Below are 17,179 nucleotides of genomic sequence, written 5' to 3'. Positions count from 1 at the left end.
TCCCCCCCCCTTGCGCGATGCTGCACAGGCGCGGTGCGAGCCCGGATTTCATGGGGTTTTGGGCGGTCGCGGCTGGAAGGATTTGACACCGTCGCGTGACGGAATGGCGAGATCTCCTGTGTCCTGCGACGTGTCAACAAAATGTGACCGTTCGAAAAAAGCCCATTGTTTCAATGCAAACACCGGAGCGAGAGCAGCCGCGACCCGCGGCGTGAGGCATGTGTCGGTGTTTTGTGACGCCGGGGCGAGTCGTTTGGTCGTCTGGATGCAGAAATGGCAAGGATGATGGCCAGTAGGCGAGCCATGATCGCGCGCACGGGTCATCGTCATCCCCGGGTGTGGCCCGGTGATCTGACGTGTCCCGAGGTCCTCGGATCGATCCCGAGGGTGGCGGTGGTATTGGAGAGGAAGCGGCGCCGCCCTGTTGGGCCTGACGGTTCTCTCAAATCCCCGATTTAACGGGCGACCTGTACTCCGGGGGTGCCGGAGCCTGTGAAGACCGGTCTCTCAAGGTCAGCCTTCCGGCATATGAGAGAAGTGTCAGTTTTGTAGTGTCGCGGTATGGGAGTGACCCTTGCCGCTCAAAGCGCTTTGTGTGGGGGAAGGTGCCTCCGGAGCGTTAAGGTTTTGCAAACCCTGCGCTCGGTCAGCGAAAGTCGTTTGCCGTGGCGTGCTCCAAGCGGTCAGGAAACCGCTTGGAGCAGTTTTTCAAACGTGGTCGGCAAGCCCGTGTGACTGGGCTTGCTGCGCTTCATGTTCGCCGTCAGCCGATGATGGCGTTCAACGTTGCAGAGGGGCGCATCACAGCTTCGGTCTTTGTCGCATCGGTGTGGTAGTAGCCCCCCAGGTCCGCCGGTTGGCCCTGAGCCGCTGCCAGTTCCGACAGGATCGCCGCTTCTTTGTCTGCCAGGGCCTTTGCGATGGGCGCGAAATGCGCAGCAAGCTCGGCCTCTTCGGATTGCGCGGCCAAAGCCTCGGCCCAGTAGCGGGCGAACCAGTAATGGCTGTCGCGGTTGTCGGGCTCACCGACCTTGCGCGACGGCGACCGGTCATTGTCGAGAATGCCCTGCGTTGCGGCATCCACGGCCTTGCCCAGCACGCGCGCCTTTTCGTTCGACCGGACATCCGCGAGGAATTGCAGGCTTTCGCCCAGAGCGCAGAATTCGCCAAGGCTGTCCCAGCGCAGGTGGTTCTGTTCCATCAGCTGCTGCACGTGCTTGGGTGCCGATCCGCCTGCACCGGTTTCGAACAAGCCGCCACCGTTCATCAGCTTGACGATGGACAGCATCTTGGCCGAGGTGGCCAGTTCGAGGATCGGGAAGAGATCGGTCAGGTAGTCGCGCAGCACGTTGCCCGTCACCGCGATCGAGGTCTTGCCCTCGCGGATCGTCTCGAAGCTGGCGCGGGTTGCTTCACGCGGCGCCATGATCCTGAATTTGTCCGCCACGCCCTTGGCGTCGAGGATCGGCGTGACGTATTTCAGCAGCTCGGCGTCATGCGCCCGTGTCTCGTCCAGCCAGAAGATCGCCTCGCAGCCTTCGGCCTTCTGGCGGTCGATGGCCAGTTGCACCCAGTCTTGGATCGGGGCCTTGCGGGTCGATGCAGAGCGCCAGATGTCGCCCGTTTCGACGGCGTGTTCGTGCAGGACCGTACCGTCGCCCAGCACCATCCGCACGGTTCCGTTGTGCGGGATTTCGAACGTCGTCGGGTGCGAGCCGTACTCCTCGGCCTTCTGGGCCATCAGGCCGATATTCTGCACCGTGCCTGCGGTCGCCGGATCAAGCTTGCCGGTTTCTTTGAAGTAGTTGATCGTTTCCTCGTAGACCGACGCATAGGAGCTGTCGGGGATCACGCAATTGGAATCGTGTTCCTTGCCATCCGGGCCCCAGCCCTTGCCACCGGCGCGGATCAGCGCGGGCATCGACGCATCGACGATCACGTCCGAGGGCACGTGCAGGTTGGTGAGACCCTTGTCCGAGTCCACCATGTAGAGCGGCGGTCTTTCAGCCAGAACGCGTTCGATGTCGCCCTTGACCTCGGGCATGTCGGTGATCCGGGCCATCATGTCACCCAGACCGGAGTTCGGATTGACGCCGGCCTCTGCGAGTTTGTCGCCATGTTTGTCGAACACCGGCTGCAGGTAGGATTTGACCGCGTGGCCGAAGATGATCGGGTCCGAGACCTTCATCATCGTGGCCTTGAGGTGGAGCGAGAACAGCGTGCCGTCGCGTTTGGTGCTGGCGATTTCCTCGGAGATAAAGGCATCCAGCGCCTTGGCCGACATGAAGGTCGCGTCGACCACGGTGCCCGCCGGGAAGCTGAGCCCGTCCTTGAGCACGGTTTCGCTGCCGTCTTCCGCGATCAGGACGATCTTTGCCGTCGTTTCTGCGGGCAGGGTGGCGGATTTTTCGTTCGAGCGGAAATCGCCGGAGGTCATGGAGGACACGCGCGTCTTGCTGTCGGCCGACCAGTCGCCCATGCGGTGCGGGTTGCTCTGGGCATAGGCCTTGACCGCCTTGGCCGCGCGTCGGTCGGAGTTGCCTTCTCGCAGGACCGGGTTCACGGCGGAGCCCTTGATGGTATCGTACTTGGCGCGGACCGCCTTTTCCTCGTCGGTCTCCGGCGCGTCGGGATAATCGGGGAGCGCATAGCCCTGGGCCTGCAATTCCTTGACCGCGGCGACCAGCTGCGGCACCGAGGCCGAGATGTTCGGCAGCTTGATCACGTTTGCTTCGGGTGTCTTTACCAGCTGTCCCAGTTCGGCCAGATCGTCGGACTGCCGCTGATCTTCAGTCAGGAATTCGGGGAAGGTGGCAAGGATCCGCCCCGCGAGCGAGATGTCCCTTGTGCCGACCGTCACGCCAGCGGCGCTTGCGAATTTCTGGATGATCGGAAGGAACGACGCCGATGCGAGCTCGGGCGCTTCGTCTACCTTGGTATAGATGATGTCTGGATTTGTGGTGTCAGCCATGGGTCACGCCTTTCATGTTTCGCCCATGCAATAGGCCAAACCAAGCGAGTCGTAAACAGCATACAGTGGTATACATTGCCGCAACGGGCGATCAGGTCGAAATGAATTCCACTCCGTCAGGGGAAAACACGGCGGCGGTCAACTGCCCGGTGGCATAGGCGCCCGTGTCGATCGAGATGCGCCCATCCTGCAACTTGGGTTGGTCGACGATCGTGTGGCCGTGAACGACCCAGAATCCGTCGGTGCGCGGCGTCTTGCGGAATTCCGGATGTCCCCAGATAAAGATATCGGGGGCGTGTTCCTCAAGAGGTGTGTTCGGATCGGCCCCCGCATGCACCACCGCGATATTGCCCGACCACGCGATACATTCGAGGTTGGCCAGCCAATTCACCATCTGGTCGCCCATCGCGTCGAACAGGTCATCGCGCGCCCGCATCAGTGCGTCCGTGCCAGAGGATTCGGTGACGCCGGACACGCCAAAGCTGGCCAGCGTCTGCAGCCCGCCGTTGCGCAGCCATCTGCGGCCTTGCGTTTCCGGCGATTTCAGGAAGTTCAGCAAGACCTGTTCGTGATTGCCCATGATGGGCGTGATCCTGTCGTGGCGCATCACGTAGTCCAGCACATCCTTACTGTGATCGCCACGGTCAATCATGTCTCCGACAGAGATGATGTCTGCTTCTGGGGGCAGCGCGTCGACGAGGGATGTCAGCAGGTCGATGCGTCCATGGATGTCTCCGATCACGCAAAACAGCAAGTCCGCGCGCACGGGGGCAAAGGCGACCTCGGGGGCGGGGGGTTTGCGTTTGCCGAAGAGATTGGAGAACATCAGGCGGGCTTCTTGTTGTGACGTGTAGCGTTTGCCGGTTTTTTGTGCGGTCCTGAAGGGGAATATGGGACATTTATCGTCAATACAAACCTTTGGGGGCGATTTCCTTTGGTGGTCGTGGCTTGGGTTTCGTGCTAGCGCGTTGGCATCCACGACGACAACATGAGCGAAATGGCTTTATGAAACGTGTGCTTGTCACCGGAACCGCAGGGTTCATCGGATTTTACCTTGCGCGGTTGTTGCTGGATGAGGGCATGGTCGTTCATGGCTATGACGCACTCACGGACTACTATGATGTGACGCTGAAAGAGCGGCGCAACCAGATGCTGCTGCAATCGCCCGGTTACAGCTTTACACATGCGACGCTGGAAGAGGACGGCACGTTCGAGCGGGTCGCGGCGGAGTTTTCGCCGGACATCATCGTGCACCTCGCCGGGCAGGCGGGTGTGCGCTATTCGCTCGAAAACCCGCGCGCCTATCTGGACAGCAATCTGGTGGGCACGTTCAACGTGATGGAGGCCGCGCGGCAGTTGCAGGTCGCGCATCTGCTCATGGCGTCCACCTCTTCGGTCTATGGTGCCAACGAGGAAATGCCGTTCAAGGAGACCGACAAGGCGGACACGCCGCTGACCTTCTATGCAGCGACGAAAAAGGCGAACGAGGCGATGGCGCATTCCTATGCGCATCTGTGGCAGATCCCCACAACGATGTTCCGATTCTTCACCGTCTATGGCCCGTGGGGAAGACCGGACATGGCGCTGTTCAAGTTCACCAAGGGGATCTTCGAGGGCACGCCCATCGACATCTACAATCACGGCGACATGTACCGCGACTTTACCTATGTCGACGACCTTGTGCGCGGTATCCGGTCGTTGATGGATGCGGTGCCCGGTGGGCCGGAGACGGCGGTGGAGGAGGACACGCTGAGCCCAGCAGCACCCTACCGGATCGTCAATATCGGCAATTCCGACAAGGTGCGCCTGATGGATTTCATCGAAGCGATCGAGGCCGAGACCGGGATTGCGGCCAAGCGCAATTACATGGACATGCAAAAGGGCGATGTGTTCGCCACATGGGCCGACGCGTCGTTGCTGCGCAACCTGACGGGATACGCGCCGCAGACAGATGTGCGCGATGGCGTGGCGAAGTTTGTCGCGTGGTACCGGGACTATTACCGCATCTGACGATTGATCGTTGTTTCAAGGCAATCGCGAGCGATTATCAAGGAAAGCCGAAAAGTCTTGATTGCCGATAGGCATGGTCGCTTGGGCGTTGCGGCGCGATACTTGGCCATGATCAGCAGAGGATAGCGCGCATGACCACGTCATATTTTGCCCCCAAGGGCGGGCACCCCGGCCAGGATCAGCTTTTGACGGATCGCGCCATGTTCACCGAGGCCTACGCGGTGATCCCCAAGGGGACGATGCGCGACATCACCACCAGCTTTCTGCCGTTCTGGGACAACACGCGGCTTTGGGTGATTGCCCGGCCTTTGACCGGGTTCGCTGAGACGTTTTCCCATTACATCATGGAGGTTGGTCCGGGTGGCGGATCGGATCGCACGGAAACCGATCCCGAAGCGGAAGGCGTGCTGTTCGTGGTCGACGGTACTTTGAGCCTGAGTGTCGGCGGTGATGCGCACGAGATGACCGCTGGTGGTTATGCCTACCTGCCGCCGCAATCGGGCTGGACGCTGCGCAACACCGGGTCCGAACCTTTGCGCTTTCATTGGCTGCGCAAGGCGTATCAGGCGGTCGACGGCCTCGATCATCCGCAGGTGATCGTCACCAACGAGGCCGATGTCGCGCCGACGCCGATGCCGGGAACGGATGGCAAATGGGCGACGACGCGGTTTGTCGACCCGGGTGATCTGCGCCATGACATGCATGTCACCGTTGTGACCTTCGAGCCCGGTGCTGTGATCCCGTTTGCCGAAACCCATGTCATGGAACACGGGCTGTACGTGCTTGAAGGCAAGGCGGTCTACCGGCTCAATCAGGATTGGGTCGAGGTCGAGGCGGGCGATTACATGTGGCTGCGCGCGTTCTGCCCGCAGGCCTGTTATGCTGGCGGGCCGGGGCGGTTCCGCTATCTGCTTTACAAGGATGTGAACCGGCACATGCCGCTGCGACTGGGTGCGGCGCGCTGAAGGGCTGCGCCGATTCTTCTGGTTTTTATGTAAAGCGTATCCTGAACCGGGTGCGCTTTTCGTTTTCAAAAAATGCTTTCATACGGTGAAAAATTTATCCCATTGATTTAATGTGTTTTCTTGCTGTGTGAAAAAATGAAAAATAATTTCGAAAAAATTGCCATAGGCGGACCGGGCCTCTAATGTTGCATTAATTGGAGGAGAGACGCCATGAGTTTCCAGAACCCCGTTTTCATACCCGGCCCGACGAACATCCCGGAATCGCTGCGCAGGGCGTGCGATATGCCGACCATCGACCACCGGTCGCCGCTGTTCGGTCAGATCCTGCACCCGGCCCGCAAGGCGGTTCAGCAGATCCTGAAAAGCACCAGCGCCGAGGTTTTCATCTTCCCGGCTTCGGGCACCGGCGGTTGGGAAACCGCGCTGACCAACACGCTTTGCGCTGGGGACAGCGTTCTTGTGGCGCGGAACGGCATGTTCTCGCATCGCTGGATCGACATGTGCCAGCGCTTTGGCCTCGACGTTCAGATCGTCGATGTCGCTTGGGGCAAGGGCATCCCGGCGGATCGCTATGAAGAGGTACTGGCCAACGATACGGAGCACCGGATCAAGGCAGTTCTGGCCACCCATAACGAGACCGCGACGGGCGTGAAGTCCGACATCGCTGCCGTGCGCAAGGCGATGGATGCGGCCAAGCATCCGGCCTTGCTGTTCGTCGATGGCGTGTCGTCGATTGCGTCGATGGATTTCCGCTTTGACGACTGGGGTGTCGATGTTGCCGTGACCGGGTCGCAGAAGGGCTTCATGCTGCCTGCCGGTCTGGCGATCTGTGGGTTCAGCGCCAAGGCGATGGAGGCGACAAACACCGCTGATCTGCACAGGACGTTCTTTGACGTGCGCGACATGATGAAGGGCTACGCGAACAACGCCTATCCCTACACACCCGCCGTTGGACTGATGAATGGCCTGAACGAGGCGTGCCGGATGTTGCAGGCCGAAGGTCTGGAAAACGTGTTTGCCCGTCACACCCGGATCGCGTCGGGTATCCGTGCGGCCGTCGATGCCTGGGGTCTGCGCCTTTGTGCGGAAACGCCCGATCTCTATTCCGACACGGTGTCCGCGATCCGCACGCCCGAAGGGTTCAACGCGACAGATATCGTGGCGCATGCCGCCAGCAATTATGGCGTGGCGTTCGGCGTTGGTCTGGGTGAGGTTGCGGGCAAGGTGTTCCGCATTGGCCACCTTGGCAGTCTCACGGATGTGATGGCGCTGTCGGGGATTGCGACAGCAGAGATGTGCATGGTGGACCTTGGTCTGGACATCAAGCTGGGGTCCGGCGTCGCGGCGGCGCAGGAGTTCTACCGCCACGGATCGAAGATCGAGCAGAAGGTTGCGGCGCAATGAAAGACAACGCATTGATCATTCCGACCTACGACGACATGCTGGCCGCGCATGAGCGGATCAAGCCACATATCAACCGCACTCCAGTCATCCAGTCCGCCTATCTGAACGATCTGACGGGCGCGCAGATTTTCTTCAAGTGCGAGAACTTCCAGGAGCCGGGCGCCTTCAAGGTGCGTGGCGGGTCGAACGCGGTGTTCGGGCTGAGCGATGAAGATGCGCAGCGGGGTGTCTGCACCCATTCGTCCGGCAATCATGCGCTGTGTCTGAGCTATGCCGCCGGTCGTCGGGGCATCCCGTGCAACGTGGTCATGCCGCGCACCGCACCGCAGGCCAAGAAGGACGCGGTGCGTCGTTACGGTGGCACGATCACCGAATGCGAGCCTTCGACCACCTCGCGCGAGGCGGTGTTTGCCGAAGTGCAGGCCCGCACGGGCGGTGAGTTTGTGCACCCCTATAACGATCCGCGCGTGATCGCGGGGCAGGGCACCTGTTCCAAGGAATTCATGGAGCAGACCGACGGGCTCGACATGATGGTCGCGCCCATCGGCGGTGGTGGCATGATTTCGGGCACCTGCCTGACGCTGTCGACGCTGGCCCCCGACGTGAAGATCATCGCGGCCGAACCGGAACAGGCGGACGACGCCTATCGCAGCTTCAAGGCCGGGCACATCATTGCCGATGACGCGCCCGAAACGATTGCCGATGGTCTCAAGGTGCCGCTCAAGGATCTGACCTGGCATTTCGTGTCGAACCACGTGTCCGACATCATGACCGCGACGGAACAGGAGATCATCGATGCGATGAAGATCACCTGGAAATACCTCCGCATCGTGATGGAGCCGTCCTGCGCCGTGCCGCTGGCGGTGATCCTCAAGAACAAGGAAGCGTTCGCGGGCAAGCGCGTTGGGGTGATCGTGACGGGTGGCAACGTGGATCTCGACAAATTGCCGTGGATGATGAGCTGAAGGCTCTTCCCATCGAGCTTAGTTTCCGATAGGAAACTTCTGGAATTATACGACACACGCTGATCTCGCGCGACGTCCGGGACGCGTTTACATTCGGAGAGACGCAATGAAAGACATGACCGTATTCGACGATTACGAAGTGGGTTTCGACATTCCGGCCAAGCCGGGCATGGCGGAATCCGATGTTCAGACACCGTGCCTCGTGCTCGACCTCGATGCGCTGGAGCGCAACATCAAGAAGATGGGCGACTATGCCAAGGCGCATGGCATGCGTCACCGCGTGCACGGCAAGATGCACAAGTCGGTTGACGTGGCGCTGTTGCAGGTCGAACTGGGTGGTGCCTGTGGCGTCTGCTGCCAGAAGGTGTCCGAGGCTGAAGTGTTCGCGCGCGGTGGCATCAAGGACGTGTTGGTGTCGAACCAGGTGCGCGAACCCGCCAAGATCGACCGCCTTGCCCGCATGCCGAAGCTGGGCGCGCGGACGATCTGCTGCGTTGACGATATCGAAAACGTGGCTGACCTCTCGGCTGCTGCGGTCAAGCACGGTACCCAGATCGAATGTCTGGTCGAGATCGACTGCGGCGCAGGCCGTTGCGGTGTGACGACGACACCGGCCGTTGTCGAGATTGCCAAGGCGATCGACGCGGCTGAGGGCCTCAAGTTTGCCGGCATCCAGGCCTATCAGGGCGCGATGCAGCACATGGACAGCTACGAAGAGCGCAAGGCGAAGATCGCGATTGCCGTGGCACAGGTCAAGGACGCGGTCGATACGCTCAAGGCCGAAGGCATCGAGTGCGACATCGTTGGTGGTGGCGGCACAGGGTCGTATTATTTCGAGTCCAACTCGGGTGTGTATAACGAGCTGCAGTGCGGATCCTACGCGTTCATGGATGCCGATTATGGCCGTATCCTCGACAAGGACGGCAAGCGGATCGATCAGGGCGAATGGGAGAACGCGCTGTTCATCCTGACCTCGGTCATGAGCCACGCGAAGGCCGACAAGGCCATCGTCGATGCCGGTCTCAAGGCACAGTCGGTGGACTCTGGCCTGCCGGTGATCTTTGGCCGGGACGATGTTCAGTACGTCAAATGCTCGGACGAGCATGGCGTCGTGATGGACACGGATGGTGTGCTGAAGGTCAATGACAAGCTCAAGCTGGTGCCGGGCCATTGCGACCCGACCTGCAATGTGCACGACTGGTATGTGGGTGTGCGGAACGGTGTCGTCGAGACCGTCTGGCCGGTGTCGGCACGCGGCCGCGCGTATTGATTTCGCCGCGCTGACGCGCATCGATCCGTGGGGGGCCAGCCCCCCACACCCCCCGAGATATTTTCGAACCAGAGAAGCCCAAGACGGTGCGCAGTGAGGACTGTCGCACCGTTTTTGCGAGGGAGAGACCATGTATATTGTTCCTGAAGCACTGATTGCCGATCTTGTGTCGCGCGAGGCGTCGTTCGAGGCGGTCGAACAGGTGTTCGCTGCGATGGCGTCCAAGGACGCCTATAATTTTCCGGTGGTGCGCGAGGCGATTGGCCATGAGGATGCGCTCTATGGCTTCAAGGGCGGGTTTGATCGCGTTGGAGGATCGCTGGGCCTGAAGGCGGGTGGATACTGGCCGCACAACCTCGAGAAGCGCGGGCTGATCAATCACCAGTCGACGGTGTTCCTGTTCGATCCCGATACCGGCAAGGTCCACGCGATGGTGGGGGGGAACCTCTTGACCGCGCTGCGCACGGCGGCGGCGTCTTCGGTGTCGATCAAGCATCTGGCGCGGGCGGATGCCAAGGTCATGGGCATGGTCGGCGCCGGTCATCAGGCGACGTTCCAGCTGCGCGCGGCACTGGAGCAGCGGTCCTTCGAGAAGGTGATCGGCTGGAACTACCATCCCGAGATGCTGCCCAATATCGAGAAGGTCGCAAACGAGGCCGGTGTGCCCTTCGAGGCGGTCGATCTGCCGGGGATGCAAGAGGCGGATGTGATCATCTCGATCACCTCGGCCTTTGCGCCGTCGCTGATGGCCGATCATGTCAGCCCCGGCACGCATCTGGCCTGCATGGGCACCGACACCAAGGGCAAGCAGGAGGTCGAGGCGGCGCTGCTCGCGCGGGCCAAGGTGTTTACGGATGAGGTTGCGCAATCGGTCAGCATCGGTGAGGCGCAGCACGCGGTGGCGTCGGGTCTGATCGCGCAGAGCGACGTGGTCGAAATCGGCGCGGTGATCAACGGCACGCATCCGGGGCGCACATCGGATGACGACATCACGCTGTTCGACGGCACGGGTGTGGGTTTGCAGGATCTGGCGGTTGCATCGCGGGTCGTGGCGCTGGCCATCGAACGGGGCGTGGCGATCGAAGTGGAGTTCTGAGCGCTATCAGGTCCGTCACAGGCGCGTTTTGACGCGGACTGTCCGGAACGGGTGCAACGTTTGTGTGTTGGTCCTCTGTCAACAAGAGAAAGGAGGACATCATGTCCGTTGCTCGTGTAACAGAGATTTCCGCTACATCACCCAACAGCTTCGATGAGGCCACCCGTATGGGGATCGAGCGCGCGTCGAAAACGCTGCGTGGTATGACAGGCGCCTGGGTGAAGGATCAGAACGTGATGATCGAAGGCGGCAAGATCACCGAATTCAAGGTCAACCTCGCCGTGACATTCATTCTGGACGACTGAGCCAGATCGTGGGGTGGGCCTTTTGCAAGGCGCGCCCTGACGGGTTCGGCGGAGAGCACACCATCCGCCCTGAAAGGGTTCCCGCGCATCATGACGGGAGCCCTTTTCTTGTGCGCATCTCCCGTGGACGGCAACATCCGCCCCGCATCAAAAAACCCCGCGCCCGGACAGGCCGAGCGCGGGGTGAAGAGCGAGATCAGGTCAGCTTACTGGGAGCGTGCCTGAAGTTGCGTGTAGTCGAAATTCTCGAGCGTATCGACTTCAGTCGCGTCATAGGGCAGATCATACCGGGGACTTTCCATCGGTGCCGCGCCATTGACGTTGTAGGGATAGGCGTAATAGCCGGCCCGACCATAGGCACGCGCATCCGTGACGATGGCAGAGACCATCTCGTCCTGCACGAGGATGTCAGCAACATACCCATAACGGACGTCATCGCTCAGGTAAACGTAATCGCCGATCAGGTCCGTTGCCTTGAACACGCTGGGACCGGCAACAAGATCATCGTTTACGGGGCTGACTTCGGCGGTGTCCTCCTGATCGATCTGTTCCTCACCGGTAAAGCCGCCGAACACGTCGAAATTGTCGACCGTTTCCTCGGTCACCGGCACTTCGATCTGGTCAATGTCGTCACCGACCATCACGTCGCTCCATGGGACATGAACATGGGTGTCGCCGATATCCCAGAAACCGCCGACCTCTGCGATCACGCCGAGCAATTCGCCTTCATTGCTGAAGATGACGTTTTCCACGTCGCCGATCACCTCGCCGTTCGAATCCACGACTTCGGTGACGTTGAACATGCTTTCGATGCTCCAGCCGCTTTCATAGATCGGATCATAGGTCCAGCTGGACAGGAGCTTGACGGAATCGCCTTCGGATTGCTCGGATTCCTGTGCAATCGCGGGGGCGGCGACGGCCAAAGCCAGTGCGCTTGCGGTTGTCAATGTGAGTGAGAACGTCTTCATATCTGTCTCCTTGGCTGTGCGTGCCGCGCGGCACGTCTTCAGCAGGGAAACGCGAAAGCACAGGTTTCGTTCCGGTCAGTGCCGACGGGCTGAACCGCCCAGGTTCGCAGGATCGGTGCCTTTTTCGCCCGTAAAAAGGCCCCCGGCGCTTTGCCGGAGGCCCGCTGGTGTCGCATCGGGATGCGGTTATTCGCCGGGCATCGACCCCTTGCCGTGGCCTGACATGCCGCCCGAGACTTCCTCGGTCGATTCACCGGCCAGTTCTTCGGGCAGGACAAGGTTCAGCACGATGGCGATCAGCGCGGCGGGCAGGATGCCGGATGTTGCCAAAACCTTGAGCGTCTGCGGCAGGTATTGCAGCGCGTCGGGTTCGAGTTGCAGGCCAAGCCCCAGCGACAGGGCAATCGCGAAGATCACCATGTTGCGCCGGTTCCAGTTGACGTCGGACAGCATCGAGATGCCCGCCGCGACAACCATGCCGAACATGACGATCACACCACCGCCCAGCACTTCGATTGGAACCGACGAGATCACCGCGCCGACCTTGGGCACGAGACCGCAGAGGATCAGGAACAGCGCGCCTATGGTGACGACGCCGCGGCTCATCACGCCGGTCATGGCAATGAGGCCCACGTTCTGGCTGAAGGAGGTGTTGGGCAGCGCGCCGAAGAGGCCGGAGACCGCTGTACCCAGACCGTCGGCATAGGTTGCGCCCTCGATCTCTTTGTCCGTCGCTTCACGGCCTGCGCCGCCCTTGGTGATGCCGGACACGTCACCGACGGTTTCGACAGCCGACACGAAGGACATCGCGCAGAAGCCGACAATGGCCGCGACCGAGAATTCCAGCCCGAAATGCAGCGGGTTCGGCAGGGCAAAGCTGGCCGCGCGGCCCACATTGCCAAAGCTCACCTGACCCAGAGCAAAGGCAACGGCATACCCTGCCAGCAGGCCAACAAGCACGGCGGATACCGACAGCATGCCACGGGTGAAGAACTTGAGGCCGAGTGTGACAAGGATGACCGTTCCGGCCATCGCCCAGTTGAGCAGCGACCCGTATTCCGGCGTGCCGATGGCGGGAACGCCGCCTGCCGCGTATTGCACGCCCACCCGCACCAGCGCGAGGCCGATCATGGTGACCACAAGCCCGGTGACCAGCGGCGGCAGGGCAAAGCGCAGCTTGCCGATGAAAAGGCCAAGGGCCGCGTGGAAGAGGCCACCGACAAGGATGCCGCCCATCAGCACTGCAATGGCGTCAACGCCCTTGCCCGCGACCAGCGGAATCATGATCGGGATGAAGGCAAAGGACGTGCCCTGCACGATGGGCAGACGCGCTCCCACGGGGCCCATGCCGATGGTCTGGAAGAGCGTGGCGATGCCGGCAAAGAACATCGACATCTGGATCATGTAGATCATCTGCGGGAAGTCGGGGCTGTTCGAACCAAAGCCGAAGCCCGCAGCACCGCACACGATGATCGCCGGGGTGACGTTGGACACGAACATCGCCAGAACGTGCTGGATGCCCAGTGGCACCGCCTTGATCAGTGGGGGGGTGTAGTTCGGATCGCGGAGCTGTTCCGGTGTGCCGATGGATGCGTCAGACATGGTTCTCTCTCCCTCGTAACCATTGGTTTTATTGCCGGGCGCCCCTCCTCAAAGGCAGCCGGTTCGTCATTCGTGGCGGATCACCTCGACGGGGGTGTCGAGCCAATGCTCTTGCAGATTCGCTCCGTCTCCGATCCGGTCGATGACGGCGAAAAGCCCCGTGCCTGACAGCGGGGTCAGAACCCCGTGCCAGGTGCTGCGGTGCAGGTTGATCGCCTGACCTGCTTGGGTCAGGAAGGCGCGGGGTGTGCCGGGGGTGCCGCCTTCGTCCGGGGCGACGATCACCAGAAAGGGATCATGGCTCATCGGCACAAAGGCCTGACTTCCCAGGGGGTGCCGTTCCAGCAGGTCCAGCGTGTAGGGCAGGCTGCGCAGTTCGGCCTTGAAGAGGCTGATCCCGGCGCGGCCATCGGCGAAATCGAGCGTTGCGCGGTCGTGGTAGCGGCCGCACAGACCCTGATTGATGAGCTTGTCCGGGTCGCCTGCGCAATCGAGGAGGTCTCCGAACGGGGCGAAGGCGTCGGCCGTCAGCGGCTCTGTGGTGATCTGGCGGGTCATGCGCCCAGCTTTTCGATCAGGCGCAATTCCGCGATCCGTTCGACCTGACGGCAGGCTTCGGCGAATTCGGTGTCGCGGTCGTTGCCGAGGCGGCGGTGGAAGGCGGCGAGGATCGTGGCCTTGGTGTTGTCCTTGACAGCGATGATGAACGGGAAGCCGTGGCGCGTGACATAGTCGATGTTCAGTTTCTGGAACGTCGCGCGTTCCTCGTCGGTCAGCATGTCGAGGCCCGCGCCTGCCTGCTCGGCAGTGGACTCGGCGGTCAGGCGACCGGCCGCGGCAAGTTTCCCGGCAAGGTCCGGGTGAGCGTTGAGCACGCCAAGCCGTTCGTCGTCCGTGGCGCTGCGGAACGCGCGGCAGAGCAGGCTGTGCACGCCGCGCGCCGTGTCATGGGTCGGGCCGGACTCAAAGGCGCAGGCGCGTTCGGCGATCCAGGGAGAATGCTCAAAAATGCCACCGAAGGCGGCGACGAACACCTCTCGCGACATCTCGGAGGGGCGCTGTGCTGTCGGCGCGGGATGCTCCTTGGCCCAATGCTGCGCGATCTGCTGGCGCGTGGCGAACCAGACGCCATCATGGCTGGCCATGTAGTCGAGCGCGCGCTTGAGCGCAGCCGCCCGTCCGGGGCGGCCGGCGATGCGGCAATGCAGCCCGATGGACAGCATCCTGGGCGCGCCTTCGACCCCTTCGGCATAGAGGTAGTCAAAGCTGTCCTTGAGATAGCTTTCGAACTGGTCGCCGGTGGTGAAGCCCGCCTGAATGCCGAACCGCATGTCGTTGCAATCCATGGTGTAGGGCATGATGAGCTGATGCGTGTCGCCGAAGCGCGCCCAATAGGGCAGGTCATCGGCATAGCTGTCGGCAACGTAATCAAACCCGCCACGCTCCGCGACCAGCCGCACGGTGTTGTTCGAGCAGCGGCCGGTGTACCAGCCTTTGGGCGGTTCGCCGACGATTTCGGTGTGCAGGCGGATCGCCTCCTCAATCTGCGCGCGTTCCTCGTCTTCGGGCATGTCCTTGTGTTCGACCCATTTCAGGCCGTGCGACGCGATTTCCCAACCGGCATCCTTCATGGCCGCCACCTGTTCGGGCGCGCGGGCCAGCGCGGTGGTGACGGCGTAGACCGTGATCGGCAGATCCTGCATCATCCGGTGCAGACGCCAGAACCCGGCGCGGCTGCCGTATTCGTAGAGCGATTCCATGTTCCAGTGCCGCTGACCCGGCCAGGGCTGTGCGCCGGTGATTTCGGACAGGAACGCTTCGGAGGCAGCATCGCCGTGCAGGACGTTGTTCTCGCCGCCTTCTTCGTAGTTCATCACGATCTGAACGGCGATCCTGGCCCCACCGGGCCAATTGGCGTTTGGCGGCGTCGCACCATATCCTGTCATGTCGCGGGGGTAGCGTTGCACGTCTGTGTCCTCCTGAGTGGTCGTCGTTATATTCCGAATAATGCAATCCGTTTTTCAAGAAATCCCGAAAGGTGTCTCAAACGGCTTATCGTTTGCGCCTTTCCGGCTGTTGGCTGCATAAAGAGGCAATCATGCAAGAGGAGAGCGCGATGTCAGGCTATTTGACCACCCATGTTCTGGACACGGCCAAGGGCTGCCCGGCGGCGGGTCTGAGGATCGTTCTGTATCGCGTGACAGGTGCGGGGTCAGAACAGATCGCCGAGACCAAGACCAATGACGACGGTCGGACGAACAGCCCGATCCTGCCCGCAGATGCCTTTGAGACCGGGACATATGAGTTGGTGTTCTTTGCGGGCGATTACCTGCGGGCGTCAGGTCAGGCGGGGGATGATCCGCTGTTCCTCGATCAGGTGCCGATCCGGTTCGGCATGTCGGATGCTACCGCGCACTACCATGTGCCGCTTTTGCTGTCACCTTACGGGTATTCGACCTACCGGGGGAGTTGAAGTTCTGCTGACCCGATCTGACTGACGCTCAGAATTTTATGGGGGCGGCCAAGAAACTTCGTACGAAGTTTCTTTCAGCCGCGGATTAATTTCTGGTGATGTCGCCTCGAAATACCCTCGAATTTCAGCGCGTGACATGATCCATCCAGAGGGATGGAGTCCATCTGATCCAATCTTCGACGGCTTCAGGCGTTCTTGATGGCCAAGCCGATGCGGCCAATGACGAAATCCATGAACAGCCGCGTCTTTGGGTCTTGCCTGCGCCTGTGGGTAAAGAGGCAGGCCATCTGAACCGGGACCGGCGGGGTGTTCCTGGCCACCGCGACCAGACGCCCGGCGCGCAGATGATCGCCCACTTCGAACACGGGTTTGAGCGCGATGCCATGCCCCGCCAACGCCCAATCGGTGAGTACATCGCCATCATCGGATTCGTAGCGCCCTTTGACCTTGAACCGTTTTGGCCCGTCGGGGGTTTGCAGCCGCCACTGGAACTCCGTCGCCCCCGGAAAGCGCAGGTTCAGGCATTCGTGGTTCTGGCTGAGCAGGTCATCGCCGGAATCGGGCATCCCGCGCGACTCGAGATAGCTGGGCGCGGCGCAGAGCACACGGGTCACATCGTCGATCTTGCGAATGCGGAGCGTGCTGTCTTCGGGTTCGCCCAGAAAGAACGCGAGATCCAGACCTTCGGTGGTCAGGTCAACCTTACGGTCCGTCAGGCGCAACCGGACGGAGACCTCGGGGTATTGTTCGATGAAGGCGGGCACTTGCGGCGCGATCAGGCGGCGGCCCACACCCAAGGGTGCTGCGACATAGAGAGACCCGCGCGGGTTCTCGGTGATGTTGACCACCTGCGCCTCGGCCACTTCCACCGCTTCGAGCACCTCGACAGCACCGGTATAGAACAACCGCCCCTGTTCGGTGGGCGTCAGGTTGCGCGTGGTGCGCTGAAAAAGGCGGACCGACAGATGTTCCTCAAGCTGGGCGATGCGCGTCGAGGTCACGGCAGGTGAAATGCGCAAATCGCGCCCGGCGGCGGACATGCTGCCCAATTCGTAGACACGCACGAAGGTTCTGATGTTGTCCAGATAGCTCATTATTCGCAGATTTTTGATACAGCTTGGAGTTTCATCGGAATAGCAGAAGAATGACC

Annotated in this window: 15 protein-coding genes; 8 read left to right on the top strand and 7 right to left on the bottom strand. The window is 61.3% G+C overall.

Features of this window, described 5'->3' with window-relative positions:
- Positions 1–763 precede the first annotated feature (763 nt).
- On the bottom strand, positions 764–2,971 hold the full coding sequence (locus IEV82_RS02735; RefSeq protein WP_188480411.1) for an NADP-dependent isocitrate dehydrogenase: 2,208 nt from the start codon (positions 2,969–2,971) through the stop codon (positions 764–766).
- Between the two features lie 91 nt (positions 2,972–3,062).
- Complete coding sequence (locus IEV82_RS02730; protein WP_188480410.1) at positions 3,063–3,797, bottom strand: metallophosphoesterase; 735 nt, start codon at positions 3,795–3,797, stop codon at positions 3,063–3,065.
- 179 nt (positions 3,798–3,976) lie between these two features.
- Between IEV82_RS02730 and IEV82_RS02725 the strand changes: the two genes are divergently transcribed.
- From IEV82_RS02725 to IEV82_RS02695, 7 genes are all read left to right on the top strand, one after another.
- Positions 3,977–4,981 carry an NAD-dependent epimerase/dehydratase family protein gene (locus IEV82_RS02725; RefSeq protein ID WP_188480409.1) on the top strand — a complete coding sequence of 335 codons (1,005 nt, stop codon included), beginning with the start codon at positions 3,977–3,979 and terminating at the stop codon, positions 4,979–4,981.
- Between the two features lie 131 nt (positions 4,982–5,112).
- Complete coding sequence (locus tag IEV82_RS02720) at positions 5,113–5,946, top strand: bifunctional allantoicase/(S)-ureidoglycine aminohydrolase (protein ID WP_188480408.1); 834 nt, start codon at positions 5,113–5,115, stop codon at positions 5,944–5,946.
- Between the two features lie 210 nt (positions 5,947–6,156).
- Positions 6,157–7,350: an L-aspartate--glyoxylate aminotransferase BhcA gene (gene bhcA, locus IEV82_RS02715; protein WP_188480407.1), complete on the top strand. Its 1,194-nt coding sequence runs from the start codon at positions 6,157–6,159 to the stop codon at positions 7,348–7,350.
- Entirely contained in the window at positions 7,347–8,315 is a 969-nt protein-coding gene (gene bhcB, locus IEV82_RS02710; protein WP_188480406.1) for a beta-hydroxyaspartate dehydratase BhcB, read from the top strand. The genes bhcA and bhcB overlap by 4 nt, the downstream gene beginning before the upstream one ends.
- A 106-nt stretch (positions 8,316–8,421) precedes the next feature.
- The gene (gene bhcC, locus IEV82_RS02705; RefSeq protein ID WP_188480405.1) at positions 8,422–9,585 is read left to right on the top strand and encodes a 3-hydroxy-D-aspartate aldolase BhcC; all 1,164 of its coding nucleotides are present in this window, start codon (positions 8,422–8,424) and stop codon (positions 9,583–9,585) included.
- Between the two features lie 130 nt (positions 9,586–9,715).
- On the top strand, positions 9,716–10,681 hold the full coding sequence (bhcD, locus tag IEV82_RS02700) for an iminosuccinate reductase BhcD (RefSeq protein WP_188480404.1): 966 nt from the start codon (positions 9,716–9,718) through the stop codon (positions 10,679–10,681).
- 101 nt (positions 10,682–10,782) lie between these two features.
- The gene (locus IEV82_RS02695; RefSeq protein ID WP_188480403.1) at positions 10,783–10,986 is read left to right on the top strand and encodes a dodecin family protein; all 204 of its coding nucleotides are present in this window, start codon (positions 10,783–10,785) and stop codon (positions 10,984–10,986) included.
- Positions 10,987–11,192: 206 nt separating this feature from the next.
- On the opposite strand, the gene IEV82_RS02690 is transcribed toward IEV82_RS02695, so the two are convergent.
- The 4 genes from IEV82_RS02690 to puuE all read right to left on the bottom strand — a co-directional run bounded on the left by IEV82_RS02690 (position 11,193) and on the right by puuE (position 15,523).
- Positions 11,193–11,954 carry a PRC-barrel domain-containing protein gene (locus IEV82_RS02690; protein WP_188480402.1) on the bottom strand — a complete coding sequence of 254 codons (762 nt, stop codon included), beginning with the start codon at positions 11,952–11,954 and terminating at the stop codon, positions 11,193–11,195.
- A gap of 186 nt (positions 11,955–12,140) precedes the next feature.
- Positions 12,141–13,556, bottom strand: a complete 1,416-nt coding sequence (locus IEV82_RS02685) for a uracil-xanthine permease family protein (protein ID WP_188480401.1) — start codon at positions 13,554–13,556, stop codon at positions 12,141–12,143.
- A 66-nt stretch (positions 13,557–13,622) separates the two neighbouring features.
- Complete coding sequence (locus tag IEV82_RS02680; RefSeq protein WP_188480400.1) at positions 13,623–14,114, bottom strand: ureidoglycolate lyase; 492 nt, start codon at positions 14,112–14,114, stop codon at positions 13,623–13,625.
- Positions 14,111–15,523 carry an allantoinase PuuE gene (gene puuE / locus IEV82_RS02675; RefSeq protein ID WP_229747635.1) on the bottom strand — a complete coding sequence of 471 codons (1,413 nt, stop codon included), beginning with the start codon at positions 15,521–15,523 and terminating at the stop codon, positions 14,111–14,113. Before puuE ends, IEV82_RS02680 begins: the two co-directional genes overlap by 4 nt.
- Before the next feature lie 149 nt (positions 15,524–15,672).
- Here puuE and uraH point away from each other — a divergent pair, with 149 nt between their 5' ends.
- Complete coding sequence (gene uraH, locus IEV82_RS02670; protein ID WP_188480791.1) at positions 15,673–16,029, top strand: hydroxyisourate hydrolase; 357 nt, start codon at positions 15,673–15,675, stop codon at positions 16,027–16,029.
- Positions 16,030–16,214: 185 nt separating this feature from the next.
- On the opposite strand, the gene IEV82_RS02665 is transcribed toward uraH, so the two are convergent.
- The gene (locus IEV82_RS02665; RefSeq protein WP_188480399.1) at positions 16,215–17,123 is read right to left on the bottom strand and encodes a LysR family transcriptional regulator; all 909 of its coding nucleotides are present in this window, start codon (positions 17,121–17,123) and stop codon (positions 16,215–16,217) included.
- Positions 17,124–17,179: the final 56 nt, after the last annotated feature.

Source organism: Marivita lacus (genome assembly GCF_014637725.1).
Classification (GTDB): Bacteria; Pseudomonadota; Alphaproteobacteria; order Rhodobacterales; family Rhodobacteraceae; genus Marivita; species Marivita lacus.
The sequence above is the reverse complement of the archived record's forward strand: the minus strand, read 5'-3'. Positions and strand labels throughout refer to the sequence as shown.

Bases quoted from the DNA above. Each gene is read 5' to 3' on its own strand.
- IEV82_RS02735 (WP_188480411.1), bottom strand. From the start codon at position 2,971: ATGGCTGACACCACAAATCCAGACATCATCTATACCAAGGTAGACGAA.
- IEV82_RS02730 (WP_188480410.1), bottom strand. From the start codon at position 3,797: ATGTTCTCCAATCTCTTCGGCAAACGCAAACCCCCCGCCCCCGAGGTC.
- IEV82_RS02725 (WP_188480409.1), top strand. From the start codon at position 3,977: ATGAAACGTGTGCTTGTCACCGGAACCGCAGGGTTCATCGGATTTTAC.
- IEV82_RS02720 (WP_188480408.1), top strand. From the start codon at position 5,113: ATGACCACGTCATATTTTGCCCCCAAGGGCGGGCACCCCGGCCAGGAT.
- bhcA (WP_188480407.1), top strand. From the start codon at position 6,157: ATGAGTTTCCAGAACCCCGTTTTCATACCCGGCCCGACGAACATCCCG.
- bhcB (WP_188480406.1), top strand. From the start codon at position 7,347: ATGAAAGACAACGCATTGATCATTCCGACCTACGACGACATGCTGGCC.
- bhcC (WP_188480405.1), top strand. From the start codon at position 8,422: ATGAAAGACATGACCGTATTCGACGATTACGAAGTGGGTTTCGACATT.
- bhcD (WP_188480404.1), top strand. From the start codon at position 9,716: ATGTATATTGTTCCTGAAGCACTGATTGCCGATCTTGTGTCGCGCGAG.
- IEV82_RS02695 (WP_188480403.1), top strand. From the start codon at position 10,783: ATGTCCGTTGCTCGTGTAACAGAGATTTCCGCTACATCACCCAACAGC.
- IEV82_RS02690 (WP_188480402.1), bottom strand. From the start codon at position 11,954: ATGAAGACGTTCTCACTCACATTGACAACCGCAAGCGCACTGGCTTTG.
- IEV82_RS02685 (WP_188480401.1), bottom strand. From the start codon at position 13,556: ATGTCTGACGCATCCATCGGCACACCGGAACAGCTCCGCGATCCGAAC.
- IEV82_RS02680 (WP_188480400.1), bottom strand. From the start codon at position 14,114: ATGACCCGCCAGATCACCACAGAGCCGCTGACGGCCGACGCCTTCGCC.
- uraH (WP_188480791.1), top strand. From the start codon at position 15,673: ATGTCAGGCTATTTGACCACCCATGTTCTGGACACGGCCAAGGGCTGC.
- IEV82_RS02665 (WP_188480399.1), bottom strand. From the start codon at position 17,123: ATGAGCTATCTGGACAACATCAGAACCTTCGTGCGTGTCTACGAATTG.